Origin of the sequence: Streptomyces sp. NPDC020422 (assembly GCF_044386705.1) — a bacterium.
Classification (GTDB): domain Bacteria; phylum Actinomycetota; class Actinomycetes; order Streptomycetales; family Streptomycetaceae; genus Streptomyces.
Genome location: NZ_JBIRVJ010000007.1, coordinates 70955 through 97300 on the forward strand (window position 1 = coordinate 70955; position 26346 = coordinate 97300).

Sequence of the window (26346 nt, forward strand, 5' to 3'; positions counted from 1 at the left end):
GGTCGGGGGGAGGGGTGGGCGTGGGGGCGTGGGGGCGTGGGGGCGTGGTGTGGGTGGTGCCGTGTCTGTCTTTTCTCAGCAGGATATATGGGGGAATGTCCGAAGGGGGTGGTGGCTTCCTGGCGTCATGAGGACGGGATCCGTCCTCGTTCGGCGTTAGCGTGCCCTCCATGGCTCCGAAGACGACCCCTCCCGTGCTCGGCCCCCGCGCGCTCAACCGCGCCACCCTCGACCGGCAGCTGCTGCTGCGGCCCTCCGCCCTCGGCGCCGAGGAGGCCGTGGCCCACCTCGTCGGGCTCCAGGCGCAGAACACCAAGCCGCCGTACTACGCGCTCGCGGCCCGGCTCGACGGGTTCCGGCCCGAGGAGCTGTCCGGGCTCATGGAGTCCCGCCGGGTCGCCCGGATCGTCTCCCTCCGCTCCACCGTCCACACCCACACCGCCCGCGACGCCGTCGGACTGCGCCGGCTCGTGCAGGCCGGGGCGATCGACCGGGAGCTGAAGATGTTCCGGAAGGGGCTCGACGGCGTCGACCTCGAACGGCTCACCACCCTCGCGACCGCCTACGTCGAGGAGGAGCCCCGCACCCCGAAGCAGCTCCGAGAGCACCTGCTCCGCGAGTGGCCCGACGCCGACCCCCAGGCGCTCACCATCGCCGCCCGCTGCCTGCTCCTGATGGTGCAGGTGACCCCGCGCGGGCTGTGGCGGCGCAGCGGCCAGGTCGCCCTCACCACCGCCGCCGCCTGGTTCGACGGTGTCGACGGCATCGGGGGAGTGGACGGCGTCGACGGCTACGCCGCCGACCTCGACGACACCGTCCTGCGCTACCTCGGCGCCTTCGGGCCCGCCTCCGTCAAGGACATGCAGACCTGGTGCGGACTCACCCGACTGCGTCCCGCCTTCGAGCGGCTGCGGCCCCGGCTCCTCGTCTTCCGGGACGAGCACGGCACCGAGCTCTTCGACATGCCCGACGCGCCCCGTCCCGACGAGGACACCCCCGCCCCCGCCCGCTTCCTGCCCGAGTTCGACAACCTGCTGCTCTCCCACGCCGACCGCACCCGCGTCGTGCCCGCCGAGCTCCGGGGCCGCACCTGGACCGGCAACCAGGCCCACAGCGTCTTCCTCCTCGACGGGTTCCTGGCCGGGCTCTGGCGCCTTGAGGAGGGCAAGGAGCGGACGACGATGACGATCGAGCCGTTCGGTCGGGTGACCAGGGGCCTGCGCGGCGAGCTCACCGCCGAGGCCGAGCGCACACTGCGGCTCCTCGCGCCGCCGGACGTGCCGTACGACATCGTCCTCCCTCGCTGAGTCCCACGGAGTGTCACGCGGCCCGCTGAGTCCCACCGAGTCTCACGGAGTGCCACGCGGCCCGCTGTGTTTCACCGAGTGCCGCGGAGTCCCACTGCCCCCCCGGCGGGTCCCCACCGTCCCCGCGGGTCCCCACCGAGTCCCACGGGTCCCCACCGTCCCCACGGATCCCCACCGAGTCCCGCGGGTCCCCACCGAGTCCCACGAACCCGACATCGCCGACCCCCGCCCTCCCTACGGCAACGCCCCCGCTCGCCGCGCCGCCACCACCGCCTCCATGCGCGTGTGCGCCCCCAGCTTGCGCATCGCCGAGCGCAGGTAGCCCTTCACCGTCTCCGGGCGCAGCCCGAGGCGTTGCGCCGCCGCCGCGTTCGTCGCGCCCGAGGCCACCGCCGCGAGGACGTCCGTCTCACGCGCGGTCAGGGAGACTCCCGGGGCGGCCGGGGCCGGGCCCGAGGCCGATTCGAGGCGGCCGCAGACGGCGAGGAGCCGGTCGCGCAGGGCCGGGTCGACGACCTTCGGGGCCAGTTCGCGCAGCTCCCCGTAGGCCTGCCGGACCTCCTCCCAGGACGGGCCGGGGGCCGGGGGCGCGAGCAGTTGCCGGACCTCGTCCCGGACCGCCAGGGCCTGCTCCAGGTCGCGGGCCGCCGCCATCGCCGCGTCGAAGACGCGCTCGCCGATCGGCAGGGACTCGCGCAGCGCCCCGTAGAGGACGCCGCGCACCTTGCGCCGTACGACCACGGGGACGGCGATCACCGAGCGCAGGCCCTCCGCCGAGACCGGGCCGTCGTACTCGTGGGTGATGTGCCGCGACGACGCGTAGTCCGTCACCGCGCACGGCCGCGACAGCGCCAGGCACTTCCCGCCCAGGCCCGATCCCGCCGAGATCGCCAGGCCGCGCAGCGCCGGCGTCAGGGAGCCGCTCAGCTCGGCGATCCGCAGCGCCCGGCCCTCCTGGAGCAGCCCGCCGAAGACGACGGGCAGCCCGCTGGCGCGCCTCAGCCGCAGCAGCGCCGTACGCAGCTCCACCGCTTCCACCATCTCCGGCACGGAACCTCTCCTTCACCCCCGAACGGGGGTAGTGAGACCTGGGTCACCGATTACACGATGTCCGGGACCGGTCCCGCAACGAGGAGGGCACATGACGGCAGCGAGCGCGACGGAAGCGACCGGGAGGTTCCGGGCGGCCCGGGACTTCCTGCTCCGGCACCGCGAGGACTACGAGACGGCGTACGAGGGCTTCGTCTGGCCCCGTCCCGACCGTTTCAACTGGGCGCTCGAATGGTTCGACGTCATCGCCGCGGACAACGACCGGACCGCCCTCCACATCGTCGAGGAGGACGGCACCGAGACGAGGCTGAGCTTCGCCGAGATGTCCGCCCGCTCCAACCAGGTCGCCAACTGGCTGCGCGCCCAGGGCGTCCGCCCAGGCGACCGGATCATCGTCATGCTCGGCAACCAGGCCGAGCTGTGGGAGACCATGCTCGCCGCGATGAAGCTGCGCGCCGTCGTCATCCCCGCCACCCCGCTGCTCGGCCCCGCCGACCTGCGCGACCGGGTCGACCGCGGACGCGCCCGGCACGTCCTGGTGCGGGCCGAGGACACCGCCAAGTTCGACGACGTGCCCGGCGACTACACCCGGATCGCGGTCGGCGGCGACGGCGTGAGCTGGCTCGGCTACGAGCACGCCTACCGCGAGTCGGCCGACTTCACCCCGGACGGCGTCACCCTCGCCGACGACACCCTGATGCTGTACTTCACCTCCGGCACCACCGCCCGCCCCAAGCTCGTCGAGCACACCCACACCTCGTACCCCGTCGGGCACCTGGCCACCATGTACTGGATCGGCCTGCAGCCCGGCGACGTCCACCTCAACATCTCCTCGCCCGGCTGGGCCAAGCACGCCTGGTCCAACCTCTTCGCCCCGTGGAACGCCGAGGCGACCGTCTTCATCCACAACTACAGCCGGTTCGACCCGGCCCGCCTGATGGCCGAGATGGACAAGCACGGCGTCACCAGCTTCTGCGCCCCGCCCACCGTGTGGCGCATGCTCATCCAGGCCGACCTCAGGCAGCTGGCCACCCCGCCCCGCGAGGTCGTCGCCGCCGGCGAACCGCTCAACCCCGAGGTCATCGAGACCGTCCGGCGCGCCTGGGGGGTGACCATCCGGGACGGCTTCGGCCAGACCGAGACCGCCGTGCAGGTCTCCAACAGCCCCGGCCAGCGGCTGAAGGAGGGCTCGATGGGGCGGCCGAGCCCCGGCTTCCGGGTCACCCTCGTCGACCCGGTCAGCGGGCTCCCGGACGTCGAGGAGGGCGAGATCTGCCTCGACCTGTCGGCCGAGCCGGTGGGCCTGATGACCGGCTACCACGGAGACCCGGAGCGCACGGACGAGGCGATGGCCGGCGGCTACTACCGCACCGGCGACATCGGCTCCCGCGACGCCGACGGATACATCACGTACGTCGGGCGCGCCGACGACGTCTTCAAGGCGAGCGACTACAAGATCTCCCCGTTCGAGCTGGAGAGCGCCCTGCTCGAACACGAGGCCGTCGCCGAGGCCGCCGTCGTCCCCGCCCCCGATCCGCTGCGGCTCGCCGTCCCCAAGGCGTACGTGGTCCTCGCGGCGGGCTGGGAGCCGGGCGAGGAGACCGCGAAGGCCCTGTTCGCGCACTCGCGCGCGGTCCTCGCCCCGTACAAGCGCGTGCGCCGCATCGAGTTCGCCGAGCTGCCCAAGACCGTCTCCGGGAAGATCCGCCGCGTGGAGCTGCGCCGGCTCACGGCGGAGGGCGGCGGCACGGAGTACGCGGAGGGCGACCTCGCATGAGCACGCACCTCTCCTACGCGCACGGCGCCGACCCCACCCCCCTGCTCGGCGACACCATCGGCGCCAACCTCGACCGGGCGGTCGCCACCTGGCCCGACCGGGAGGCGCTCGTCGACGTGCCGACCGGACGCCGCTGGACGTACGCCGCGTTCGGCGCGGACGTCGACCTGGCGTACGCGCTGCTCGGCAGCGGGGTCCGCAAGGGCGACCGGGTCGGCGTCTGGGCGGTCAACTGCGCCGAGTGGGTGCTCGTGCAGTACGCCACCGCCCGCATCGGCGCCGTCATGGTCAACATCAACCCGGCCTACCGCTCCCACGAGTTGGAGTACGTGCTCAACCAGGCGGGCGTCTCGCTGCTCTTCGCCTCCCGCGCCCACAAGACGAGCGACTACCGGGCGATGGTCGAGGAAGTGCGGGACCGATGCCCGGAGTTGCGGGAGGCCGTCCACTTCGGTGACGCGAGCTGGGACGAACTCCTCGCGCGCACGGCCCCGGAGGGCGTCGAGCCGGCCGCGCTGTCCCCCGACGAGCCGGTCAACATCCAGTACACCTCGGGGACCACCGGCTTCCCGAAGGGAGCCACGCTCTCCCACCACAACATCCTCAACAACGGCTACTTCGTGGGCGAGATGATCGCGTACACGGAGCAGGACCGGATCTGCATCCCCGTGCCCTTCTACCACTGCTTCGGCATGGTGATGGGCAATCTCGCCGCCACCTCGCACGGCGCCTGCATGGTGATCCCGGCCCCGTCCTTCGACCCGGCCGCCACCCTGCGGGCCGTGCAGGACGAGCGCTGTACCTCCCTGTACGGCGTGCCGACCATGTTCATCGCGGAGCTGGGCCTGCCCGACTTCGCCTCGTACGACCTGTCCAGTCTCCGCACCGGGATCATGGCGGGCTCGCCGTGTCCGGTGGAGGTGATGAAGCGGGTGGTCGCCGAGATGAACATGGCCGAGGTGTCCATCTGTTACGGCATGACGGAGACCTCGCCCGTCTCCACCCAGACCCGTCGCGACGACGACCTGGAGCGGCGCACCGGCACCGTCGGGCGGGTCATGCCGCACGTCGAGGTGAAGATCGTCGACCCGGCGACCGGCCTCACCGTCCCGCGCGGGGAGTCCGGCGAGCTGTGCACCCGCGGCTACAGCGTGATGCTCGGCTACTGGGACGAGCCGGAGAAGACCGCGGAGGCGATCGACCCGGGCCGCTGGATGCACACCGGCGACCTCGCCGTGATGCGCGAGGACGGGTACGTCCAGATCGTCGGCCGGATCAAGGACATGATCATCCGTGGCGGCGAGAACGTGTACCCGCGCGAGATCGAGGAGTTCCTCTACACCCACGAGAAGATCGCCGACGTCCAGGTCGTCGGCGTCCCCGACGCGCGCTACGGCGAGGAGATCCTGGCCTGCGTGATCCCGCGCGACCCGGCCGACCCGCCCACCCTGGACGACATCACCGCCTTCTGCCGCGACCGCCTCGCGCACTACAAGATCCCGCGCAGGGTGGAGATCCTGGGCGAGTTCCCGATGACGGTGAGCGGGAAGGTCCGGAAGGTGGAACTGCGGGAGCGGTACGGGGAGGGCTGATCGGCGGGCGCATGGGCGCGGGCGCGGGCGCGCCGGGGCGGGCGGCTTGCGGCCGGTGACCCGGCTGCCCGGTCATGGTGGTGGCGCGACGGGTGTCCGCTCGCCGAGTGGGCGCGCCGGGGCGGGCGGCTTGCGGCCCGTGGGCCGGCTGCCCGGTCATGGTGGTGGCGCGACGGTCGTCTGCTCGCCGAGTGGGCGCGCCGGGGCGGGCGGCCTGCGGCCGGTGACCCGGCTGCCCGGTCACGGTGGGGGCGACGGGCGTCTGCTCACCGAGTGGGCGCGCCGGGGCGGGCGGCTTGCGGCCCGTGGGCCGGCTGCCCCGTCACGGTGGTGGAGCGACGGGCGTCCGCTCACCGAGGGGCGCGACGGTGCGCGGTCGCAGTGGTGGCGCTCCGGCCGTCCGCCTCACCGAGTGGGCGCGCCGGTGCCCGGTCAACGGTGGGCGCGCACCCTGCGCCCGCTCGCGCGGCCGGTTCCGTCCGTCGTGTCACGGTGCGGGCGAGCCGGCCGTCCGCTCGCGCGGCCGGGCCTGGGCCGGTGGTTCCGCCCGTGCCACCTCGCGGCGCATGCAGACCCGGGGCCAGGCGGCCAGTCCGTGCGCCGCCTCCGCCCGGCTGATCGCCCGCAGGCCCTCGCCGAACTCCGGATCGCCCTCGGCCAGGCGCCGGAAGCCGAGGCGGGTGTAGTACGGGGCGTTCCACGGGACCTCGGTGAAGGTCGTCAGGGTCAGTGCCGTCAGGCCCTGCTCCCGGGCGGCCGCCGCCAGGTGCTCGATCAACGCCCGGCCGACGCCCCGGCGGGCGGCGTCCGGGTGGACCGAGACCTGCTCGATGTGGGCGGCGCCGTCGACGGTGTCGCTGAGCAGATACGCGACGGGGCGATCCGCCGCGTCCACCGCCACCCAGGCCCTGCCGGCGCGGCGATAGCCCTCCAGGACGTCCAGCGGAAGGGGCTCGTCGTCGGCGATGTCATCCATGCCCAGGGGGCGGAAGGCCTCGCCCGCGGCGCGTTCGATGTCCTGGAGCAAGGGGAGTTCGGCCGGTGCGGCCACTCGGATGCGCATACGCCAGTATGGCGCGGGCCGCGTGAAGAACGCGTCAGTCGTGCGGCCCCCGGCAGCCCGGAGAGGGGCGCGCTTGACCTTGACACGTTGGCAAGGTCTTCACTGTGCGGCCAGGAGGTGGTCCCCATGACCAGGCCGTACGAGGACACGCACACGCCCCGGATACTGCGGGCGCTGGAGGACGGCAGCTCGTCGGTGCGGCTGCGGGCGGCCCTCGCCGTCGGCACCGCGCCCGACCCGCGGGCCGTCGGCACGCTCGTCGAACGCTGCGCCGTCGAGCCCGAGTTCCAGGTGCGCGAGATGCTGACCTGGGCGCTCACCCGCCACGCGGCGGCGGCGACGGTGCCGCGGCTGCTCGACGAGCTGCGTTCGGAGCGGGCGCAGGCACGGAGCCAGGCCCTGCACACCCTGTCCAAGATCGGGGACCCGACGGCCTGGCCGGCGCTCACCCGGGCGCTGCTGACCGACGCCGACGACGAGGTGGCGCGCAGCGCGTGGCGGGCGGCGGTCGTCCTGGTGCCCGAGGGCGGGAAGCCGGCGCTGGCCGGGGTCCTCGCCAGCCAGCTCGGACGGGGCGGGCGCGAGACGCAGCTGAGCCTCAGCAGGGCGCTGATCGCGCTCGGCGAGGCGATGCTGCCGGTCCTGCACACGGCGATGTCGGACGCCGTCCCGCACGTACGGCGGCACGCGATCGCCACGGAACGGCTGCTGCGTGACCCGGATGCCGGATTCGAGTTTGCGATCGAGGAGGCGAAGCGCATCGTTGCCCTCGGCGCGGACGGCCGGGAGGACGGCCAGGAGGGGTGAGGTGCGGATGCTGATCGGCGAGGTGGCACGGCTGTCGGGGGTCAGTTCCCGGATGCTCAGGCACTACGAGTCGCTGGGCCTGGTGCGGCCGACCGGCCGCTCCGACGTGGGATACCGGGAGTACGCGGAGGCGGACATCCGTCGGATCTTCCACATCGAGAGCCTGCGGTCCCTGGGGCTCTCGCTGCGGGACGTCGGGCGGGCGCTCGACGACCCGGCCTTCACGCCCTCGGAGCTGGTCGAGGACCTGATCCGGCAGACCCGCGAACGGATCGCGGCGGAGACGGAGCTGCTCACGCGGCTGCGCCGGATCGGCGCCGCCGAGCCCGCCGCCTGGGAGGACGTCCTCCGGACCGTCGCCCTGCTCCAGGCCCTGGGGTCCAAGAGCGCCCGGACGCGTCAGCGGGCCGCCCTGTCCTCGGTCGACGAGGGCCCGGCACCGGTGGAGGCGCTGGCCGAGGCGGTGCTGGGCGAGACGGACCCGATCGTGGCCGGGGCCCTGCGGTGGGCGCTCGCGCAGGCGGGCGACGGCGCCCTGCCGTTCCTCGCGGAGGGCCTCGCCTCGCCGGACGCCGAGGTGCGCGGGCGCTCCGTGCAGTGTCTCGCCGAGCTGCCGGAGGCCGCGGCGAGCGCGCTGCTGCACGGCGCCCTCGACGACCCGGAGCTGTCGGTCCGCGGGCACGCGGCGCTCGCGCTGGGCGCCCGGGGGGCACCCGAGGCGGTCCCGACGCTCGTCGACATGGTCGTCGGGGCGGTGAACGACGTCGACGCGGCCGACGCGCTCGGTGTCCTGGCGGCCCGTCACGGACTCGCGGACCGGATCGCCGCCCTGCTGCTCGACCGGCTCGCCCACCCCACGGCCGGCCCGACCGCGCGCCGCCGGCTCACCCAGGCCCTCGCGGACATCCCGGGACCCACGACGACCCGTGCCCTCGCGCAGCTCAGCCAGGACGAGGACCGCGCGGTCGCGCTCACGGCCGGATATCTGCTGGAGCTGCGGAAGGACGGCTGAGGGCCGCCTCCCGGGGTCGGTCAGTCCGGCGTCCCGCCCGGGCAGGTGGTTCCGTGGTCCGGGTTCCAGCCGCGACCGGTCGCAAAGCCGTCCGCGCGGTCGCCGCGGCGGCCGAGGAGGCCGCCGTCGCGGGAGAAGTGGGGCAGGAACAGCGCCAGCGCCGGGTCGCCGTACAGCGCGACGTACAGCAGCACGTCCCTGCCGTCCGTCACCTCGTCCCGGTGCCTCGGCAGCGGGTGCCGTTCGCGCAGGCCCGCGAGCAGGTGGCGGGCGGTGCGGGTGGTCGGCGGTACGCAGAACAGGGCCGCGGCGGCGAGCACCAGCAGCGCGCCCAGGGTCAGGGCCGGAGCCGTGACCTCCGTGGCGAGCAGGCCGGCGCCCACCGTGACCGGCACGCACACCAGCAGGGACCGCGCCGCCAGCAGGCGCCCGGGCGGGCGCAGCAGCCCCGTCCTGCCGAGCTCCGCGCGCAGCGCGTCGAGTGCCTGCCGGGCCTTCGGCCGGGTCGCCAGCACCCGCAGCGCCAGCGCCCGCTGGAGCGAGCGGTGCACTCCGAGCTGGAGCGGGTCGAGGGTGCGCCCGGCCCCGCCGTTGGCGCGAATCGTGCCCCGGCGCCCGGCGGCGACGGCACCGCGCTGGTGCAGGGCGACCAGCGCCACGGTGACGGCTGCCCGCGGGCCGCCGCGCAACAGCGCGAGGGCCTGCGGCGGCAGTTCGGGCCTGTCCTCGCTGCGGGTACGCAACAACGCCACCGCGAAGGCCAGTTGAGCGAGCGTCACTCCGAAGAACCACCACGTCCCCGTCGTCATGGTGTTCACCCCCCGAGTGTGTTGTGCCCGGGGGAGGGATGATCGTCACCCGCGAATGGCCGGAAATGCTAGGGAGCTCCGGTGTCGATGAGGGCGTCGGCGGGGGCGTTCACGGGTTGCGGGGTGCCGGTGAGGTCGAGCACGAAGAGCGGGATGCCGAGGCCCTCGGCCCGCTCGTGCGCCTCCGGCGTGTAGCCCGCGAGGGAGAAGCAGACGCTGGTCGAACCGCTGCTGAGCCCGTTGAGCCAGAGGCACTCCACCGCCCGCAGCCCCGTCGGCCGGGTGCTCGGATCCACCTGTGCGACGAGTCCGGGCCCCCGCAGGTCCACGGCCACCGCGGACCGCTCCTCCGGCTGCACGACGTCCCGGAACCCGAGCCACCGCAGATACCCGGCGGAGGCCGCGACCGCGTCCCGTGCCGTCCGGATGGTCACCGGCCGGAAGGAGGGGCGGGCGGACGTGTGGGCGCGGGAGGAGTGGGGCGGGGCGGGGAGCCGGGGAGGGGGAGGCGAGGGGTGACGCTGGGTGAAGCTGGGGTACCCGTCGGGGTCGAGATCGCGGTCGATGCCGCGGTCGATCCGGGGGAGGCCGTCGGGGGCCGGGGCGGTGTGGAGGCCGGTGGCGAGGCCCCTCTCCAGGTCCGCGCCCCACCCCATCTCCACGCCCGTGCCCCAGCCCGCCTCCCTGTCCCTGTCCCTCTCCGCGTCCCGGTCCGGGTCCCCGCTCGCGCCCCGCTCCGCTTCGGCATCGGGCAGCACCTCCGGCGCGGCACCGGAGCCCGCACCCGCGGCCCCGCCCGCGCCGGCACGCGCGCCCGCCCCGTGCCCCGGCCCCGCCGGCGGCTCGTCGGGTCCCGGCAGTCCCTCGGTCCCGGCGCCCCTCACCGGCACCCGGAGCACCGTCCCGCACGCGCAGCCCAGCTCCGGGTGCGGCCAGTCCGAGGTGCGGGCGCAGACGGGGCAGCGGACGGTGACCCACTCGTCGGCGCCGTTGCGGTGGGTGACGGGCTCGGCGGTCGCGTCCGGGGCGAGTGGGGGCGCGATCGGGACGCCGCACAGGCAGGGGAAGGCGGGCGCCGCGTATCTCTGCGTACGGAGGCATTCCGGGCAGCGCACCTGTACCGACTCACCCACACCGAACCCCCTCTGCTCGCGCACCCATCGTCCACCAATCCGGCCGTCCTGGGGAACGACTTCGGCCACCTCGCGCGCCGGACCTTCAGGTCGTCTCTTGACGCCTCTCCTCCGCCCCACCTACATTGCTTCCGTATAGCAGAACAGTACTTCCGCATTATGGAAACAAGCCGTCGTCGGCCCCGCAAGGACCCGCGGCGCTCTTGTGTCCCCCTGGCCGAAGCAGGAGCACTCCCATGCCTCGTATGACCGCCGCCGCAGCGGCCGTTGAGATCCTCAAGCGCGAAGGCGTCACCAACGCGTTCGGTGTGCCCGGCGCGGCGATCAACCCCTTCTACCGGGAGCTCAAGAACGTGGGCGGGATCGCCCACACCCTCGCCCGGCACGTCGAGGGCGCCTCGCACATGGCGGAGGGCTACACCCGTGCCAAGGCCGGCAACATCGGCGTCTGCATCGGCACGTCCGGCCCCGCCGGCACCGACATGATCACCGGCCTGTACTCGGCCATCGCGGACTCGATCCCGATCCTCTGCATCACCGGCCAGGCCCCGGTCTCGAAGCTCCACAAGGAGGACTTCCAGGCCGTCGACATCGCCACGATCGCCAAGCCCGTCACCAAGGCCGCGACGACCGTCCTGGAGGCCGCGCAGGTCCCCGGCGTCTTCCAGCAGGCCTTCCACCTGATGCGCTCCGGCCGCCCCGGCCCGGTCCTCATCGACCTGCCGATCGACGTCCAGCTGACCGAGATCGAGTTCGACCCGGAGACCTACGAGCCGCTGCCGGTCTACAAGCCGTCCGCGACCCGCGCCCAGGCCGAGAAGGCCCTGAGCTTCCTCCTGGAGTCCGAGCGCCCGCTGATCGTCGCCGGCGGAGGCATCATCAACGCCGACGCCTCCGACCTGCTGGTCGAGTTCGCCGAGCTGACCAACATCCCGGTCATCTCCACCCTCATGGGCTGGGGCACCATCCCGGACGACCACGAGCTGGCGGCCGGCATGGTCGGCGTCCAGACCGCGCACCGCTACGGCAACGCGACCTTCCTGGAGTCGGACTTCGTCCTCGGCATCGGCAACCGCTGGGCCAACCGCCACACGGGCTACAACCTGGAGGCGTACACCAAGGGCCGCACGTTCGTCCACGTCGACATCGAGCCCACCCAGCTCGGCAAGATCTTCGCGCCGGACTACGGCATCGCCTCCGACGCCAAGGTCGCCCTGGAGCTCTTCGTCGAGATCGCCAAGGAGCTGAAGGCCGCCGGGAAGCTGCCCGACTTCTCCGCCTGGGCCGCCTCCGCGCAGGAGCGCAAGGCCACGCTGCAGCGCCGTACGCACTTCGACAACATCCCCATGAAGCCGCAGCGCGTCTACGAGGAGATGAACAAGGCGTTCGGCCCGGAGACCCGCTACGTCACCACCATCGGTCTCTCCCAGATCGCGGCCGCGCAGTTCCTGCACGTCTACAAGCCGCGCCACTGGATCAACTGCGGCCAGGCCGGCCCGCTCGGCTGGACCATCCCGGCCGCGATCGGCGCCGCCACCGCCGACCCGGAGACCCCGGTCGTCGCCCTCTCCGGCGACTACGACTTCCAGTTCATGATCGAGGAGCTGGCGGTCGCCGCCCAGCACAAGGTCCCCTACGTCCACGTCCTCGTGAACAACGCCTACCTGGGTCTCATCCGGCAGGCGCAGGGCGGCCTCGGCATCAACTTCGAGGTCAACCTCGAGTTCGAGAACATCAACACCCCGGAGATCGGCGTCTACGGCGTCGACCACGTCAAGGTCGCCGAGGGCCTCGGCGTCAAGGCGATCCGCGTCGAGGACCCGTCGAAGCTGGGCGAGGCGCTGGAGCAGGCCAAGAAGATGGCCGTGGAGTTCCAGGTCCCCGTCGTCGTCGAGGCGATCCTGGAGCGCATCACCAACATCGCGATGAGCAAGACGGTCGACATGAGCGACGTCACCGAGTTCGAGGACCTGGCCACCGAGCCCGGCCACGCGCCCACCGCGATCAAGGCCCTCAAGGTCTGACCCGCCCGACCCCTTGCGGGTCCGACCGGCCGGCTCCTCAAGGGCCGACCCGGCCGACCCCCTGAGGAGCCGACGGGTCCGACCCTCCGAGGCCCGATCAGGGAGCCCCGCCTGGGCCCCCGTCCCGACGAGCACCGGGGCGGGGGCCCTCCTGTGCCCGTACGAGGACGGCGCCCGCCTCCGTCCAGTCGTACAGCACCGATCGCCCCGCCCTTCTGCGCCGTACGAGCCCGGCCTCCAGGAGCACCTTCAGGTGCCGCCCGACCGAGCCGAGGCCCTGCCCCGTCAGCGCCACCAGCTGGCTGGTCGACTTCGGGGTGTCCAGGCGGACGAGGACGCCGGCCCTGGCCCCGCCGAGCAGGGCGCCCAGGGCCTCGGGCACGGCGGGCCCCGCCGTGTCCGCCAGGGTCCCGGAGCAGGGGTACACGATCGCGTACCGCTCCGTGCCCTCCCAGGACACCCAGCCCGTGCTCGGCGTCACCGGCACGAACAGGAGCCGGCCGCCGTCGACCCATCTCGGCGGATACGCCCGGGGGTTGACCTGGAGGCGGCCGTCGCCCAGCCAGCGCGTCGCGCCGGGGCGCAGCTCGTCGAGCGCCGCCGCCCAGCCGGCCCGGCCCAACCGCGCGGTCCTCGCCACCACATCGGCCTCCAGGACCCGGCGGCGGCGCGGCCAGTCGGGCAGCACCGACTCCCGCCACACCCACGTGAGGACCCCTGCCATCCGCCGGGGCAGATCGCGCGCCGAACGCAGCGGCTCCGGTACGGGGCCGCCCACGGCGACCTCCAACTGCGGCACGACGGCACCCGGTTCGGTGTCGCGGACCGCCGACAGCTCCTCCTCGAAGCCCTGCTCGCCCTCGCCCAACGGCGTCGGCGTCAGGAAGTCCGCGTTCCACGTCGGCCCGAAGGCCGCCCGTACGAGCAGGGCGTCCAGGGGCTCCGCCGCCAGGCGGGCCCGGTACGCCGGCAGGTGGCCGGCCAGCCAGGCCCGCTCGCCCGGGTGCGCGGCGGTCGCCGTGTGCAGGGTCTTGAGCGCGGCGACCGCCTCGGCCAGCGGGGAGATGACGAACCGGCTCCCCGCCAGGGAGTCCGTCCCGATCCGCCACCAGCCCACGCGCCCGCACCCCCGACCTTTCGCCTCCCCGCGAAACGATATCGGCGGCCGCGGGGCTCCCGCAGACTCCGGCGCATGCCCGGATACCGCGCTCTGTTCCGTACCCCCGAATTCACCCCGCTCTTCCTCGGCGGCGCCACCCAGGTCGCCGCCCAGACCGTGTCGGGCCTCGGGCTCGCCACCCTCGTCTACCGGTCGACGGGCTCCCCGCTGCTCTCCTCCCTCGCCATGTTCGGCCCGGCGCTCGCCCAGCTGGTCGGCGCCACCACCCTCCTGTCGGCCGCCGACCGGCTGCCGCCCCGCGCGGCCCTCACGGCCGTCGCCCTGGTCTTCGCGGCCGGAACGGCGGCCCAGTCGCTCCCCGGCCTCCCCCTCGGGGCCGCCTTCGCGATCCTCCTCCTCCAAGGCGTCGTGGGCAGCCTGGGCGGAGGCGTGCGCTACGGCCTGCTGCGCGAGGTCCTGCCCCGCGGGGCGTTCCTGCTCGGCCGCTCCGTCCTCAACATGTCGGTCGGCGTCTGCCAGATCGCCGGATTCGCCACGGGCGGTCTGCTGCTCGCGCTGCTCTCGCCCCGCGGCACGCTCCTCACCGGTGCCCTGCTCTACCTCGCGGCCGCCGCCACCGCCCGCCTCGGCCTGTCCCCGCGCGCCCCGCGCGCCTCCGGGCGGGGCTCGGTCGCCGAGACCCGGCGCACCAACGCCCGGCTGTGGTCCTCGCCGCCCCGCCGGCGCCTCTACCTGGCGCTCTGGGTGCCGAACGGCCTGATCGTGGGCTGTGAGTCGCTCTTCGTGCCGTACGCGCCCGAGCGCGCCGGTCTGCTCTTCGCCTGCGCCGCCGCCGGGATGCTGGCCGGGGACGCCGTGGTGGGACGCCTCCTGCCGGCGGGCCGGAGGGGCCGGGCGGCGGCTCCGCTCCAGGCCCTGCTCGCCGCCCCGTACCTCCTCTTCGCGCTCGACCCGGGCCTCCCGTACGCCGTCGCCGCGATCACGGTCTCGGCCGTCGGCTACAGCGCGAGCCTGCTCTACCAGGAGCGCCTCGTGGCGCTGGTCCCCGAGGAGCTCAGCGGACACGCGCTCGGCCTGCACGCCTCCGGCATGCTCGCCCTCCAGGGCCTCGGCGCCGCCCTCGCCGGCGCCCTCGCCCAACTCGCCTCGCCCGCCGCGGCGATGAGCCTGCTGGCCGTCGGATCGCTGGGCGTCACCCTGGCCCTCGTGCTCGTCGGGAAACCCTCCCGCGCACCCCGCCGGGCCGCGCGCGGGGCCCCTCGGCGAACGCCCTGAACCCGCCCGGCCGGCGCTCACCCCACCGGCCGTCCCCGCTTGCCCGGCCGCAGGCCGCTGTCGACGCTGGGACAAGGACCCGCTCCTCAGCGAAGGCAGGACGTGCTCATGGCGAACAGATCGCGGACGGAAGCCGGAGACCACCAGCAGGCGGAGGCGGAACGGGCCGTCACCCCGGGCGCGGAGCCCGCCGCCGCTGCCGAGGAGTCCTGGCAGACCCCCGGACACACCGTCGTCGAGACCGCGCTCGAAGTGACCGGCTACGCCCAGGCCACCCGCTGACGGCGCCCCCGCCATGCTCCTCGAGGTGCTCGGCACCGCGGCCGGCGGCGGCGTACCGCAGTGGAACTGCGCCTGCCGGAGCTGCGCCGGCGCACGCGCCCACCCCGAGCGGCGCCGCCGGCACGCCTCCCTCGCCGTCGAGGCGGTCCCGGGGCGCTGGTACGTGATCAACGCGACGCCCGACATCGCGGAGCAGATCGAGCAGTGCCCCGAGCTGCGCCCGGCCCCGGGCACCGATCCGCGGCGCACGCCGCTCGCCGGAGTGGTCCTGACCGACGCCGAACTCGACCACACCCTCGGTCTCGCCCGGCTCCGCGAGGCCGACCGGTTCGAGGTGATCGCCACCGATCCCGTACGGGACGCGGTACGCGACGGCCAAGGGCTCGGCGCGCTCCTCGCCCCCTACGCCGATGTGACGTGGCGCCGGCTCCCCGCGCCCGACGGCCCGGACGAGCCACTCGCCCCGGGCTCCACCGTGCACGTCGCCGCCGTACCCGTCTCCGGCAAACGCCCCCGCTACGCCTCCGCCGCCCCGGAACCCGCACCCGGCGGCGCTCCCTGGGTGGCGGCGCTGCGCCTCACCGACCGGGCCACCGGGCGGACCCTCGTCTACGCGCCCGCGCTGGGCGCCTGGCCGGACGCCTTCCAGGACGCCGTCGCCGACGCCGACTGCGTGATCGTCGACGGCACCTTCTGGGACGACGAGGAACCGCGCACGGCGGGCTTCTCCCGGCGTACCGCGACGGCCATGGGACACCTGCCGATCGCCGGACCGAACGGCACCGCCCACCGGCTCGCCGCGCTGCCGGGCCGCCGGCTCTACACCCATCTGAACAACACCAACCCCCTGGTCGACCCCGGTGCGCCGCAGCACAAGGAGCTCGTCCGACTGGGAGTGGAAGTGGCCGCCGACGGAACGGAGATCGCGCTGTGACACTCGTGGAGGCCCCCGGGGACACCGGAGCCGACGCGGCGCCCCCGTGGTCCAGGACCGAGTTCGAACAGCGGCTCCGCGAGGTCGCGGAACGGCGCTACCACGACCGCCATCCCTTCAACGTGCGCATGCACGAGGGCGCGTTGAGCCCCGAGGAGGTGAGGCGGTGGATCGTCAACCGCTTCCACTACCAGCGGCACATCCCCGTCAAGGACGCGCTGATCATGTCCAAGCTCGACACCCCCGAGCTGCGCCGCGGGTGGGCGCGCCGGATCGAGGAGCAGGACGGACGCGCGGCGGACGAGGGCGGCATCGAGCGCTGGCTGCGGCTCGGCGAGGCCGCCGGCCTCGACCGGGACGGCCTGCTCTCCGGTCGGGAGGTGCTGCCGGGGGTGCGGTTCGCGGTGGACGCCTACGTCAACTTCTGCCGCCTGCGCCCGGTCCTGGAGGCCGTCGCCGCCTCGCTCACCGAACTGTCCGCGCCGGACCTCATGCGGCGCCGCACGGAGGTCTTCGAGCGGTACTACCCCTGGGTCGAGAGCGACGGGCTCGCCTACTTCCGCAGCCGGATCCGGCAGGGCCGGCGGGACGGCGGCGAGGCACTGCGCCTGGTCCTGGACCGGGCGCGCGAGCGCGCCGAGCAGGAGCGGGCGGTCGCCGCGCTCACCTTCAAGTGCGAGGTCCTCTGGTCGCTGCTCGACGCCGTCGACCACGCGTCCCGGACGGAGCAGCGATGAGCTGGCGTCCCGTGCTCGCCCCGGCGGTCGTGCTCCGGCCCGACCGGGTGCGCGGTACCGATCTCCTCGTCATGCCCGAACGCGTGGCGGTGCTGCACGGCACGGCCGCCGGCGTCCTCGGGCTGTGCGACGGCCGGCGCACGGTGCCCGGGATCCTCGCCGAGCTCGCGGCCCGCTTCCCCGGCGCCCCGGTGGCCGAGGAGGTCCCGCACTTCCTGGACCGGCTGCGTGCCGAGGGCTGGCTGCGGTGACGGTGCCGGAGGGCGTCCCGCGGCCCTGGGCCCTGCTCGCCGAGCTGACCCACCTGTGCCCGCTGCGCTGCCCGTACTGCTCCAACCCGCTGGAGATGACCCGCCGTTCGGCTGAGCTCGACACGGCCCGGTGGCAGGACGTCATGCGGCAGGCCGGGGAGCTGGGCGTCGTGCAGACCCACCTGTCCGGCGGGGAGCCGCTGCTGCGCGCGGACCTGGCGGAGATCGTCGGGGCGGCCGAGTCGGCGGGCGTGCACACCCAGCTCGTCACCAGCGGCCTCGGCCTGGACGCGGACCGGCTGGCCGGCCTGGTGGCCGCGGGGCTGCGCAGCGTGCAGCTGTCGGTGCAGCACGCCGACGCGCGGGTCTCCGACCGGATCGCCGGGCGCCGCTCGTACGCGGCGAAGGAGCGGGCCGCCGCGCTGGTGCGGGAGGCGGGCCTGCCGCTGGGGCTCAACGTGGTCCTGCACCGGGACAGCATCGACGCCGTGGACGCCCTGGTGGAGCTGGGGACCGGCTGGGGCGCCCAGCGGATCGAGCTGGCCAACGCGCAGTACCACGGCTGGGCGCTGCGCAACCGTGCCGCGCTGCTGCCGAGCGCCGCCCAGCTCGAACGGGCGGCCGAGCGGGTGCGGTGGTGGCGGTCGCGCCTCGCCGGGCGCACCGAACTGGTGTGGGTGGCGGCCGATCACTTCGGGGGAGTGCCGAAGCCCTGCATGGGCGGCTGGGGGGCGGTCTCGCTCACCGTCGCCCCCGACGGCACCGTGCTGCCGTGTCCGGCGGCGGCGATGCTGCCGGGTCTGGACGCGCCCAGCGTGCTGGACCGGTCGCTCGCCTGGATCTGGGAGCACTCGGTGGCCTTCGCGCGCTACCGGGGCACCGACTGGCTCCGCGAGCCGTGCCGCACCTGCAGCCGGCGCGAGGAGGACTTCGGCGGCTGCCGCTGTCAGGCGTACGCGTTCACGGGCGACGCCGCCCGCACCGATCCGGCCTGCCGGCACTCGCCCGACCACGGTCTGGTGCGGGCGGCCGTGGCGGACGCCGAGGGTGACCGGCCCGGTTACGTCTACCGCGGGTAGGACGGAAAAGGGCCGAGGCCCGACCCCTGTGCGTGGGTCAGGCCTCGGCCTGGGAGCGCGCGGTGCGGGACCGTAAACCGCACTGCGCACGTGATGCCCGCCCGACGGTGCGAGGCTGGCGCGACAGGACGTTCGCGCCGCCGGGCGGAGTCCGTGTGTCCTTCCCCGGCCATGGAGTCACGGCCGGGGGAGGGGCGTTGGGACCGCGGCGGTGCCGACGGGCGCACCGGCTGTTCCCCTCCCTTCAGGTCAAGAAGGGGGCCGGGCGTCCTTACCACCGCACTGGCTCGGCGCCGCCGCGGTCCTCACGCTGTCCGGTTCACCGACCACCCCTCATCCGGGCCGGTGTTCCGGACCGCGTACAGTGCTGACCTCCCGTCAGGCACCGTACGCAGTATGGGGGTTCGGAGGATCAGTCCTCGCGCAGGGCGTGGACGGCCTCCTCGACGCGCTTGCCGTACTCGGGGTCGGCGGCGGCGAAGTGGGCGATGTTCTTCTCGATGATGTCCTCGCGGGAGACCTGGGAGAGGCCGCCGGCGATGTTGGCGATCAGGCGGGCCTTCTCGTCCTCGGACATCAGGCGGTAGAGCTCGCCGGCCTGGAAGAAGTCGTCGTCCTTGACGTGCTGCGGGGCCGCGTGGGTGCCGGTCCAGCCGTGGATGGCGAGCGGCGCGGAGAGCGCGGCGTCGGTCTGCGTCGGACCGGAGTACGAGTTGGGCTCGTAGTTCTTGTCGTGGCGCGAGCCGTTGCGGGTGGCCATGAAGCCGTCGCGGCCGTAGTTGTCGGCCGTGGTCGCCTTGGGGGCGTTGACCGGCAGCTGGGTGTGGTTGACGCCGAGGCGGTAGCGGTGGGCGTCCGCGTAGGCGAAGAGACGGCCCTGGAGCATCTTGTCGGGCGAGGGGCCGATGCCCGGAACGAAGTTGTTCGGGGAGAACGCGGCCTGCTCGACCTCGGCGAAGACGTTGTCGGGGTTGCGGTCGAGGACCAGACGGCCCACGCGCTGCAGCGGGTAGTCCGCGTGCGGCCACACCTTGGTGAGGTCGAAGGGGTTGAAGCGGTATTCCGCGGCCTCGGCGGCCGGCATCACCTGGACGTACAGGGTCCAGGAGGGGTTGACGCCGCGCTCGATCGACTGGAGCAGGTCCGTCTGGTGCGAGTTGGCGTCCTTGCCGACGAGCTCGGCGGCCTGCTCGGCGGAGAGGGAGCGGATGCCCTGGTTCGTCTTGAAGTGGTACTTGACGAAGAAGGCCTCGCCCGCCTCGTTGGTCCACTGGTAGGTGTGCGAGCCGTAGCCGTTCATGTGGCGGTACGAGGCGGGGATGCCGCGGTCGCCCATGAGCCAGGTCACCTGGTGGGTCGCCTCGGGGGCGTGGGCCCAGAAGTCCCAGACGTTGTCCGGCTCCTGCTTGCCCGTGAAGGGGTCGCGCTTCTGGGAGTGGATGAAGTCGGGGAACTTGATCGGGTCCTTGATGAAGAACACCGGGGTGTTGTTGCCGACGAGGTCGTAGTTGCCCTCCTCGGTGTAGAACTTCACCGCGAAGCCGCGCGGGTCGCGGACCGCGTCCGCGCCGCCGAGCGAGTCGGCCACGGTGGAGAAGCGGAGGAACAGCTCGGTCTTCTTGCCGACCTCGGAGAGGAAGGCCGCCTTGGTGTAGGCGGTGACGTCGTCGGTCACCTCGAAGTAGCCGTACGCGCCGGAACCACGGGCGTGCACCACGCGCTCCGGGATCCGCTCACGGTTGAAGCGCGCGAGCTTCTCCAGCAGGTGCTGGTCCTGCAGCAGGATGGGGCCACCGACGCCGGCGGTGGCGGAGTTCTGGTTGTCGGCGACAGGGGCGCCGGACTCGGTCGTAAGCACGCGCTTCGACATCGTGGACCTTCCGTACGGGAGCTGCACTGCTGAGATGGGGTGCTCTGGAGCGTAGGTACGCTCCTCGAACAACGTCAACAGTTTGTTGAAACTGAAGTGTGGTGTTCCGGGCGGCGGCGACGCCTGGGCGCGACAGGACAGGTGTCAGCGCCGCCGCCGCCCGGAAATCTGGGCCCCGTCGGAACGGGGGGCGGATCAGACCTGGCTGCCGGAGAGGCGCTCGACGGCGCGCAGCAGGGCCGAGTGGTCCAGGCCGCCGTCGCCCTGGGCGCGCAGGGACGCGACCAGCTGGGCGACCACGGCGCCGACCGGGAGGGCGGCACCGACGTTGCGGGCGGCGTCGGTGACGATGCCCATGTCCTTGTGGTGCAGGTCGATCCGGAAGCCGGGCTTGAAGTCCCGGTTCAGGAAGTTGTCCTTCTTGCGGGTCAGCACCGTGGAGCCGGCCAGACCGCCGTTGAGGACGTCCAGGGCCGCCTGGAGGTTCACGCCGGACTTCTCCAGGAAGACCACGGCCTCGGCGCACGCCTGGATGTTGACCGCCACGATCAGCTGGTTGGCGGCCTTCACCGTCTGGCCGGAGCCGTGCGGACCGCACAGGACGATGACCTTGCCGAGGGCCTCGAGGATCGGGAGGGCCTCGTCGAAGTCGGCCTGCTCGCCACCCACCATGATCGACAGGACGGCCTCGATGGCGCCGGCCTCGCCGCCGGAGACGGGCGCGTCGATGACGCGGATGCCCTTCTCCTTGGCGTTCTTGGCCAGGTCGACGGAGGTCTGCGGGGTGATCGACGACATGTCGATGATCAGCGCGCCCGACTTGGCGTTCTCCAGGATGCCGTCCGGCCCGTAGGAGATCGCCTCGACCTGCGGGGAGGCCGGCACCATCGTGATGACCACGTCGGCGTCCTTGACGGCCTCGGCGATCGAGCCGGCGGCGGTGCCGCCCGCCGCGGCGAGGCGGTCCAGCTTGTCCTGCTCCAGGGTGAAGCCGGTGACCGAGTAGCCGGCCTTGATCAGGTTCTCGGACATGGGGGAGCCCATGATGCCGAGGCCGATCCATGCGATCTTGGGAAGGTTGTTGCTCATGAGGGTGCCCTTCAAGACAAGGTGGTACGGGGAGGGGGCCCGCGTCAGCGGGCGGGGCGGGCCTCGGGGGCGAGCCACTCGAAGGAGGCGGCGGCGTCGGCGGCCTTGTACTCCAGGCCCACCCAGCCGTCGTAACCGGCCTTCCTCAGCTCGTCGAGGAACTGCTCCAGCGGGAGCTCTCCGGTGCCCGGGGCGCCACGGCCCGGCTTGTCGGCGATCTGGACGTGACCGGTCTTGTCCGCGTACTGCGCGATGACCTGGCTGACGTCCTCGCCGTTCATGGCCAGGTGGTAGATGTCCAGGAGGAACTTGGCGTTGCCGAGGCCGGTCGCCGCGTTCACCTTGTCGACGATCTCGATCGCGGAGGGCGCGCTCACCAGCGGGTAGAGCGGCGACTCCGGCTTGTTGAGGGTCTCGATCAGCAGGATCGCGCCGACCCGGTCGGCGGCGCGGGCGGCCACCACCAGGTTCTCCAGGGCGAGCTCGTCCTGGACGGCCGGGTCCACGCCCTCGACGCGGTTGCCGTAGAGCGCGTTGAGCGCCTTGCAGCCCACCGAGGCCGCGAAGTCCGCGGCGACGTCGATGTTGGCCCGGAAGCGGTCCGACTCCTCACCGGGCACCGAGACCGCGCCGCGGTCCGGGCCGGGGAGCTGTCCGGCGTAGAAGTTCAGGCCCACCAGCTGGGTGCCGGCGTCCTCGAGAGCCTTCTTGAGGGCGTCGAGCTCGCTCTGCTCGGGGGTGGCGGTGTCGATCCAGGGCCACCACAGCTCGACCGCCGTGAAGCCCGCCGCGGCGGCGGCCGCGGGGCGCTCCAGGAGCGGGAGTTCCGTGAAGAGGATCGACAGGTTCACATCGAAGCGCTGGTCCGTGTATCCCATGAGGGGTCGGCGCTCCTTCCGTATTGCGGAAGTAACTTTCTGTCTGACGGAATGTTGCAAGCGGACCGGGCGACTTGTCAAGAGGTCCCCGCAGGTCCGGGGCTCCCGTGCGCCGCGAGCGGGCCGTAGCGTGGGGGCATGGTGCGTTTGAGAGTGGAGTTCACGACCGAGCCGTTCGACCTGGACGAGGCGCCGGCACACGCGGTCGTGGCCCGTGAGGTCATCCAGTCGGCCGAGCTGGACGCGGTCGACGTGGGGCCCTTCGGCAATACGGCGGAAGGCGGTGCCGACGCGGTGCTCACCGCGGTGGACGCGCTGCTGCGCAAGTCCCTGGCGGCCGGGGCGACCCGGGTCTCGCTCCAGGTCAACGTGATCGGTGAGGGGGAGAAGTGACCGAGCACCCCCTGGTGGCGGCGGTGAAGCCGCTGGTCGACGCGATGGGCGCCGAGCTGCTCGTACCCGAGCAGGCCGGGGCGGACGACGTCGTGCTCGCCTGGGAGGGCGAGGAGGTGCTCGCGGTGCGGCTGCCGCAGCTGTCCGAATCGCTGGACCACATTCTGGCCGCGATGGAGCGGCGGCACGGGATGCCGCTGGCCGAGCTGGACCGCAAGAGCAAGCAGGAGGTCGTGCGGATCCTGGAGGCACGGGGTGCCTTCTCCGTCCGCCACGGAGTGGAGACGGTGGCCGGCGCGCTGGGAGTCAGCCGCTTCACCGTGTACAACTACCTGAACAGGGAGACCGCCCTGAACAGGGAAAAGGCGCCCAAGAACGGGTAGTTGATCATGAGTGACCACAAGCCGTCGTCCGGATGTCGGGACGACGGCTTTTGTGTGGCCGAGTTTTCAACAAAGTGTTGACGTGGTGTTGCGGAGGGCGTTAGCTATCCGCAGCCCGTCCGACGCACAGCGAAAAACAGCCACGGAGGCTTCCCGTGACTTCAGGTACGACACCGGGCCTCACCCGGTTCAACACCTCGGCGGACGGCGACGCCGTCGCCGCACTCCACGAGGTGTGCTCCAGTTCGGCGTGGGGGAGCAAGATCCTCGCCCAGCGCCCGTACGCCACCGCCGAAGCCCTCTTCCTCGCCAGTGACGCCGCCATGGCCGAACTGACCGCCGAGGACCTGGCCGACGCGATGGCGGGCCACCCGCCGATCGGTCGTCCGAAGGCAGGGGACCCGACCTCCTCCCGCGAGCAGAGCGGGATGGCCGGCGCCTCCGCGGAGCTCAAGGCCGAGATGCTCGAACTCAACCTGGCCTACCAGGACAAGTTCGGCCATGTCTTCCTCATCTGCGCCACCGGCAGGACCGGCGAGCAGATGCGCGACGCGATCCGCGAGCGGATCGGAAACTCGCCCGAACAGGAGCGGGAGATCGTCCGCACCGAACTGGGCAAGATCAACCGCATCCGTCTGACCCGTCTCGTCGAGACCGAGGAAGAGAACGCATGAGCACCGACACCACCGCTTCGGTGTCCACCCACATCCTGGACACCAGCGTCGGCCGGCCGGCCGAGGGCGTGGCCATCACGCTCGCGGCCCGCTCCGGCTCCGACGCCGAGTGGACCGCCCTGGGCGGCTCCGCCACCGACGCGGACGGGCGTTGCAAGGACCTCCCGGCGCTGCCGGAGGGCACGACCCACGTACGGCTCGACTTCCAGACCGAGGCGTACTTCCTGAGCAAGCAGAACAAGCAAGCCGAGGCGCAGCAGGACGCCCCCGCGAATCGGGACAGTGGTACGACCGGAGCGTTCTTCCCGGAGGTGGCGATCACGTTCGCCGTCGTGCCGGGCGAGCACTACCACGTACCGCTGCTGCTCAACCCGTTCGGCTACTCCGTTTACCGAGGGAGCTAGCAGATGCCCACGATTCTCGGCCAGAACCAGTACGGCAAAGCAGAGAACCGCGTCGTCAAGATCACGCGCGACGGCGGAACGCACCACATCAAGGACCTGAACGTCTCCGTCGCCCTCTCCGGCGACCTCGACGACGTCCACCTCACCGGCTCCAACGCCAACTGCCTCCCCACCGACACGACGAAGAACACCGTCTTCGCGTTCGCCAAGGAGTACGGCATCGAGTCCGCCGAGCAGTTCGGCATCCACCTGGCCCGTCACTTCGTGACCAGCCAGGAGCCCATCAAGCGGGCCCGGATCCGGATCGAGGAGTACGCCTGGGAGCGGATCGCCAGCTCCGACGCCAACTCCAAGTTCATCGGCTCGGACGAGGTCAACCACTCCTTCGTCCGCAAGGGCCAGGAGACCCGCGTCTCGCAGATCACCTACGACGGCGAGAAGTGGGAGGTCATCTCCGGCCTCAAGGACCTCGTCGTGATGAACTCCACCAACTCGGAGTTCTGGGGCTACATCAAGGACCAGTACACGACGCTCCAGGAGGCGTACGACCGCATCCTGGCCACGCAGGTGTCCGGCCGGTGGCGCTTCAACTGGACCGACGACGACCAGCGGATGCCCAACTGGGAGCGGTCCTACGAGCAGACCAAGAAGCACATGCTCGAAGCCTTCTCGGAGACGTACTCGTACTCCCTGCAGCAGACGCTGTACCAGATGGCCACGCGGATCATCAACCACCGTTCGGAGATCGACGAGGTCCGCTTCTCGCTCCCGAACAAGCACCACTTCCTCGTCGACCTCGAGCCCTTCGGCCTGAAGAACGACAACGAGGTCTACTACGCGGCCGACCGCATGTACGGCCTCATCGAGGCCACGGTCCTGCGGGACGGCGCCACGGCGCAGATCCCGGTCGACATGACCAACCTCTAAGCGGCACACCGTGGCCGCCCCCGCCCGTCCCGCAGCCGGGCGGGGGCGCCCGCACCGGAGGGAACCCCCATGGCACAGCCTGCAAAGGGGCCGGCAACAGCCGAAGGCCCGTGTTCCACCCCGTCCGCCTGTCACCCGGTGGACGAGAAACTCCCCGCCTCGCGGCTCGTCCCCGCGGCTCTCCAGCACATCGCCGCCATGTACGCGGGCGTGGTCACCCCTCCGCTCATCATCGGCCAGGCGGTCGGCCTGGACACCGCCGCGATGACCCGGCTCATCGCGGCCGGCCTGCTCATCGCCGGCTTCGCCACCATCCTGCAGACCCTCGGTCTCGGCCGCTTCGCCGGCAACCGGCTCCCGTTCGTCAACGCGGCCTCCTCCGCCGGCATCACCCCGATGCTCGCCATCGCCGAGAACACCGCCCCCGGACACCAGCTCCCCGCCATCTACGGCGCGGTGATGGTCGCCGGAGTCTTCTGCCTCGCCGTCGGTCCCTTCTTCGGACGGCTCCTGCGCTTCTTCCCGCCGCTCGTCACCGGCGTCGTCATCACCCTCATCGGGGTCACCCTGATGCCCGTGCCGGTCGGCTGGGCCCAGGGCGGCGACAAGAACGCCGCCGACTTCGGCGCCATGAAGTACCTCGCGCTCGCCGGCTTCACCCTCGTCGTCGTCCTGCTCTTCCAGCGCTTCGGCAAGGGCTTCGTCAAGCAGATCGCCCTGCTGCTCGGCCTGTTCATCGGCACCCTCGCGGCCATCCCCTTCGGCATGGCCGACTTCACCTCCCTGCGACAGGCCCCGGTCGCCGCGCTGCCCGCGCCCTTCGCCTTCGGCGCCCCCGAGTTCCAGCCCGCCGCGATCCTCTCCCTGTGCATCGTGATGCTCGTCCTGATGACCGAGTCCAGCGCCGGCATGCTCGCCCTCGGCGAGATCTGCGAGCGCCGCAGCGACGGCCGGACCATCACCCGGGGACTGCGCACCGACGGCATCGCCACCCTGCTCGGCCCCGTCTTCGGCGGCTTCCCCACCTCGGCCTTCGCCCAGAACGTCGGCGTGGTCTCGCTGACCCGGGTGCGCAGCCGCTATGTGGTCGCCGTCGCCGGCGGCGCCCTGCTGGTCCTCGGCGCCTTCCCCGTCCTCGGCGCGGTCGTCTCCCTCGTGCCGATGCCGGTCCTCGGCGGAGCGGGCATCGTGCTCTTCGGCTCGATCGCCGTCAGCGGCATCCGCACCCTGGCCGAGGCCGGGCTCGACGACAGCTCCAACATCATCCTGGTGGCCGTCGCGCTCGGAGCGGGCATCATCCCGCTCGCCGCCCCCACCTTCTACGCCGGATTCCCCGCCTGGGCGCAGACCGTGCTCGGCTCCGGCATCAGCGCGGGAGCGCTCGTCGCCGTCCTGCTCAATCTGTTCTTCCACCATCTCGGCACCCGGAGCCGTCACGCGGCTCCGGCACTCAAATCCTCCTAGGGTCCTGCCGTG

At 72.7% G+C, this 26346-nt stretch carries 26 protein-coding genes; 18 read left to right on the forward strand and 8 right to left on the reverse strand.

Annotated features, from left to right (window positions below):
- The first annotated feature begins 170 nt into the window (after nt 1-170).
- A complete protein-coding gene (locus ACH414_RS19880; RefSeq protein ID WP_398942688.1) occupies nt 171-1307 on the forward strand; it encodes a winged helix DNA-binding domain-containing protein in 1137 nt (378 codons plus the stop codon).
- Between the two features lie 234 nt (nt 1308-1541).
- On the opposite strand, the gene ACH414_RS19885 is transcribed toward ACH414_RS19880, so the two are convergent.
- Complete coding sequence (locus tag ACH414_RS19885) at nt 1542-2357, reverse strand: LuxR C-terminal-related transcriptional regulator (protein WP_382537257.1); 816 nt, start codon at nt 2355-2357, stop codon at nt 1542-1544.
- Between the two features lie 91 nt (nt 2358-2448).
- Between ACH414_RS19885 and ACH414_RS19890 the strand changes: the two genes are divergently transcribed.
- Complete coding sequence (locus tag ACH414_RS19890) at nt 2449-4134, forward strand: AMP-binding protein (RefSeq protein WP_398942690.1); 1686 nt, start codon at nt 2449-2451, stop codon at nt 4132-4134.
- Complete coding sequence (locus ACH414_RS19895) at nt 4131-5726, forward strand: AMP-binding protein (protein ID WP_398942692.1); 1596 nt, start codon at nt 4131-4133, stop codon at nt 5724-5726. Before ACH414_RS19890 ends, ACH414_RS19895 begins: the two co-directional genes overlap by 4 nt.
- Nucleotides 5727-6213: 487 nt before the next feature.
- Here ACH414_RS19895 and ACH414_RS19900 read toward each other — a convergent pair whose 3' ends face one another.
- The gene (locus tag ACH414_RS19900) at nt 6214-6789 is read right to left on the reverse strand and encodes a GNAT family N-acetyltransferase (protein WP_382537248.1); all 576 of its coding nucleotides are present in this window, start codon (nt 6787-6789) and stop codon (nt 6214-6216) included.
- Between the two features lie 126 nt (nt 6790-6915).
- Here ACH414_RS19900 and ACH414_RS19905 point away from each other — a divergent pair, with 126 nt between their 5' ends.
- Together ACH414_RS19905 and ACH414_RS19910 are read left to right on the forward strand one after the other, a co-directional pair.
- Complete coding sequence (locus ACH414_RS19905) at nt 6916-7596, forward strand: HEAT repeat domain-containing protein (RefSeq protein ID WP_398942694.1); 681 nt, start codon at nt 6916-6918, stop codon at nt 7594-7596.
- A gap of 7 nt (nt 7597-7603) precedes the next feature.
- Nucleotides 7604-8608, forward strand: coding sequence for a HEAT repeat domain-containing protein (locus tag ACH414_RS19910; RefSeq protein ID WP_398942989.1), 1005 nt, complete (start codon nt 7604-7606; stop codon nt 8606-8608).
- 20 nt (nt 8609-8628) lie between these two features.
- Here the strand turns inward: ACH414_RS19910 and ACH414_RS19915 are convergent, their stop codons facing one another.
- Nucleotides 8629-9417: a TIGR04222 domain-containing membrane protein gene (locus tag ACH414_RS19915; protein ID WP_382537412.1), complete on the reverse strand. Its 789-nt coding sequence runs from the start codon at nt 9415-9417 to the stop codon at nt 8629-8631.
- A gap of 68 nt (nt 9418-9485) precedes the next feature.
- On the reverse strand, nt 9486-10337 hold the full coding sequence (locus ACH414_RS19920) for a hypothetical protein (protein ID WP_398942990.1): 852 nt from the start codon (nt 10335-10337) through the stop codon (nt 9486-9488).
- 449 nt (nt 10338-10786) lie between these two features.
- On the opposite strand from ACH414_RS19920, the gene gcl reads away from it, so the two are divergent.
- A complete protein-coding gene (gene gcl, locus ACH414_RS19925) occupies nt 10787-12574 on the forward strand; it encodes a glyoxylate carboligase (RefSeq protein WP_382537240.1) in 1788 nt (595 codons plus the stop codon).
- 97 nt (nt 12575-12671) lie between these two features.
- On the opposite strand, the gene ACH414_RS19930 is transcribed toward gcl, so the two are convergent.
- Nucleotides 12672-13691, reverse strand: a complete 1020-nt coding sequence (locus tag ACH414_RS19930) for an ArsR family transcriptional regulator (protein ID WP_391767847.1) — start codon at nt 13689-13691, stop codon at nt 12672-12674.
- 75 nt (nt 13692-13766) lie between these two features.
- Between ACH414_RS19930 and ACH414_RS19935 the strand changes: the two genes are divergently transcribed.
- From ACH414_RS19935 to pqqE, 6 genes are all read left to right on the forward strand, one after another.
- Entirely contained in the window at nt 13767-14969 is a 1203-nt protein-coding gene (locus tag ACH414_RS19935) for an MFS transporter (protein ID WP_398942697.1), read from the forward strand.
- Nucleotides 14970-15077: 108 nt separating this feature from the next.
- Nucleotides 15078-15251: a hypothetical protein gene (locus ACH414_RS19940; protein WP_398942698.1), complete on the forward strand. Its 174-nt coding sequence runs from the start codon at nt 15078-15080 to the stop codon at nt 15249-15251.
- A 13-nt stretch (nt 15252-15264) separates the two neighbouring features.
- On the forward strand, nt 15265-16185 hold the full coding sequence (gene pqqB, locus ACH414_RS19945) for a pyrroloquinoline quinone biosynthesis protein PqqB (protein WP_398942700.1): 921 nt from the start codon (nt 15265-15267) through the stop codon (nt 16183-16185).
- 5 nt (nt 16186-16190) lie between these two features.
- Nucleotides 16191-16922, forward strand: a complete 732-nt coding sequence (gene pqqC / locus ACH414_RS19950; RefSeq protein ID WP_398942991.1) for a pyrroloquinoline-quinone synthase PqqC — start codon at nt 16191-16193, stop codon at nt 16920-16922.
- Nucleotides 16919-17173, forward strand: coding sequence for a pyrroloquinoline quinone biosynthesis peptide chaperone PqqD (gene pqqD, locus ACH414_RS19955; RefSeq protein ID WP_382537225.1), 255 nt, complete (start codon nt 16919-16921; stop codon nt 17171-17173). Before pqqC ends, pqqD begins: the two co-directional genes overlap by 4 nt.
- Nucleotides 17170-18252, forward strand: coding sequence for a pyrroloquinoline quinone biosynthesis protein PqqE (gene pqqE, locus ACH414_RS19960; RefSeq protein ID WP_382537222.1), 1083 nt, complete (start codon nt 17170-17172; stop codon nt 18250-18252). Before pqqD ends, pqqE begins: the two co-directional genes overlap by 4 nt.
- A gap of 412 nt (nt 18253-18664) precedes the next feature.
- Here pqqE and ACH414_RS19965 read toward each other — a convergent pair whose 3' ends face one another.
- The 3 genes from ACH414_RS19965 to ACH414_RS19975 form a co-directional block, all read right to left on the reverse strand.
- Entirely contained in the window at nt 18665-20122 is a 1458-nt protein-coding gene (locus ACH414_RS19965; RefSeq protein ID WP_398942703.1) for a catalase, read from the reverse strand.
- Nucleotides 20123-20317: 195 nt separating this feature from the next.
- The gene (locus ACH414_RS19970; protein ID WP_382537217.1) at nt 20318-21211 is read right to left on the reverse strand and encodes a 2-hydroxy-3-oxopropionate reductase; all 894 of its coding nucleotides are present in this window, start codon (nt 21209-21211) and stop codon (nt 20318-20320) included.
- Between the two features lie 44 nt (nt 21212-21255).
- Nucleotides 21256-22089, reverse strand: a complete 834-nt coding sequence (locus ACH414_RS19975) for a TIM barrel protein (RefSeq protein WP_398942705.1) — start codon at nt 22087-22089, stop codon at nt 21256-21258.
- A gap of 141 nt (nt 22090-22230) precedes the next feature.
- Between ACH414_RS19975 and ACH414_RS19980 the strand changes: the two genes are divergently transcribed.
- From ACH414_RS19980 to ACH414_RS20005, 6 genes are all read left to right on the forward strand, one after another.
- Complete coding sequence (locus ACH414_RS19980; protein WP_351860476.1) at nt 22231-22482, forward strand: hypothetical protein; 252 nt, start codon at nt 22231-22233, stop codon at nt 22480-22482.
- Nucleotides 22483-22526: 44 nt separating this feature from the next.
- On the forward strand, nt 22527-22865 hold the full coding sequence (locus ACH414_RS19985) for a helix-turn-helix domain-containing protein (protein ID WP_382537406.1): 339 nt from the start codon (nt 22527-22529) through the stop codon (nt 22863-22865).
- 155 nt (nt 22866-23020) lie between these two features.
- The gene (uraD, locus tag ACH414_RS19990; RefSeq protein WP_382537211.1) at nt 23021-23539 is read left to right on the forward strand and encodes a 2-oxo-4-hydroxy-4-carboxy-5-ureidoimidazoline decarboxylase; all 519 of its coding nucleotides are present in this window, start codon (nt 23021-23023) and stop codon (nt 23537-23539) included.
- Entirely contained in the window at nt 23536-23943 is a 408-nt protein-coding gene (gene uraH, locus ACH414_RS19995) for a hydroxyisourate hydrolase (RefSeq protein ID WP_382537208.1), read from the forward strand. The genes uraD and uraH overlap by 4 nt, the downstream gene beginning before the upstream one ends.
- A gap of 3 nt (nt 23944-23946) precedes the next feature.
- A complete protein-coding gene (gene pucL, locus ACH414_RS20000; protein WP_382537205.1) occupies nt 23947-24870 on the forward strand; it encodes a factor-independent urate hydroxylase in 924 nt (307 codons plus the stop codon).
- Between the two features lie 69 nt (nt 24871-24939).
- A complete protein-coding gene (locus tag ACH414_RS20005) occupies nt 24940-26334 on the forward strand; it encodes a nucleobase:cation symporter-2 family protein (protein WP_398942708.1) in 1395 nt (464 codons plus the stop codon).
- Nucleotides 26335-26346: the final 12 nt, after the last annotated feature.

Excerpts from the sequence above, each read along its gene's own strand:
- ACH414_RS19900 (WP_382537248.1), bottom strand. The coding sequence starts at position 6,789 with ATGCGCATCCGAGTGGCCGCACCGGCCGAACTCCCCTTGCTCCAGGAC.
- ACH414_RS19965 (WP_398942703.1), bottom strand. The coding sequence starts at position 20,122 with ATGTCGAAGCGCGTGCTTACGACCGAGTCCGGCGCCCCTGTCGCCGAC.
- ACH414_RS19890 (WP_398942690.1), top strand. The coding sequence starts at position 2,449 with ATGACGGCAGCGAGCGCGACGGAAGCGACCGGGAGGTTCCGGGCGGCC.
- ACH414_RS19880 (WP_398942688.1), top strand. The coding sequence starts at position 171 with ATGGCTCCGAAGACGACCCCTCCCGTGCTCGGCCCCCGCGCGCTCAAC.
- ACH414_RS19895 (WP_398942692.1), top strand. The coding sequence starts at position 4,131 with ATGAGCACGCACCTCTCCTACGCGCACGGCGCCGACCCCACCCCCCTG.
- ACH414_RS19915 (WP_382537412.1), bottom strand. The coding sequence starts at position 9,417 with ATGACGACGGGGACGTGGTGGTTCTTCGGAGTGACGCTCGCTCAACTG.
- pqqD (WP_382537225.1), top strand. The coding sequence starts at position 16,919 with ATGAGCTGGCGTCCCGTGCTCGCCCCGGCGGTCGTGCTCCGGCCCGAC.
- uraH (WP_382537208.1), top strand. The coding sequence starts at position 23,536 with ATGAGCACCGACACCACCGCTTCGGTGTCCACCCACATCCTGGACACC.
- ACH414_RS20005 (WP_398942708.1), top strand. The coding sequence starts at position 24,940 with ATGGCACAGCCTGCAAAGGGGCCGGCAACAGCCGAAGGCCCGTGTTCC.
- ACH414_RS19935 (WP_398942697.1), top strand. The coding sequence starts at position 13,767 with ATGCCCGGATACCGCGCTCTGTTCCGTACCCCCGAATTCACCCCGCTC.
- pqqB (WP_398942700.1), top strand. The coding sequence starts at position 15,265 with ATGCTCCTCGAGGTGCTCGGCACCGCGGCCGGCGGCGGCGTACCGCAG.
- ACH414_RS19905 (WP_398942694.1), top strand. The coding sequence starts at position 6,916 with ATGACCAGGCCGTACGAGGACACGCACACGCCCCGGATACTGCGGGCG.
- gcl (WP_382537240.1), top strand. The coding sequence starts at position 10,787 with ATGCCTCGTATGACCGCCGCCGCAGCGGCCGTTGAGATCCTCAAGCGC.
- ACH414_RS19910 (WP_398942989.1), top strand. The coding sequence starts at position 7,604 with ATGCTGATCGGCGAGGTGGCACGGCTGTCGGGGGTCAGTTCCCGGATG.
- ACH414_RS19975 (WP_398942705.1), bottom strand. The coding sequence starts at position 22,089 with ATGGGATACACGGACCAGCGCTTCGATGTGAACCTGTCGATCCTCTTC.
- ACH414_RS19970 (WP_382537217.1), bottom strand. The coding sequence starts at position 21,211 with ATGAGCAACAACCTTCCCAAGATCGCATGGATCGGCCTCGGCATCATG.
- ACH414_RS19940 (WP_398942698.1), top strand. The coding sequence starts at position 15,078 with ATGGCGAACAGATCGCGGACGGAAGCCGGAGACCACCAGCAGGCGGAG.
- pucL (WP_382537205.1), top strand. The coding sequence starts at position 23,947 with ATGCCCACGATTCTCGGCCAGAACCAGTACGGCAAAGCAGAGAACCGC.
- ACH414_RS19985 (WP_382537406.1), top strand. The coding sequence starts at position 22,527 with ATGGGCGCCGAGCTGCTCGTACCCGAGCAGGCCGGGGCGGACGACGTC.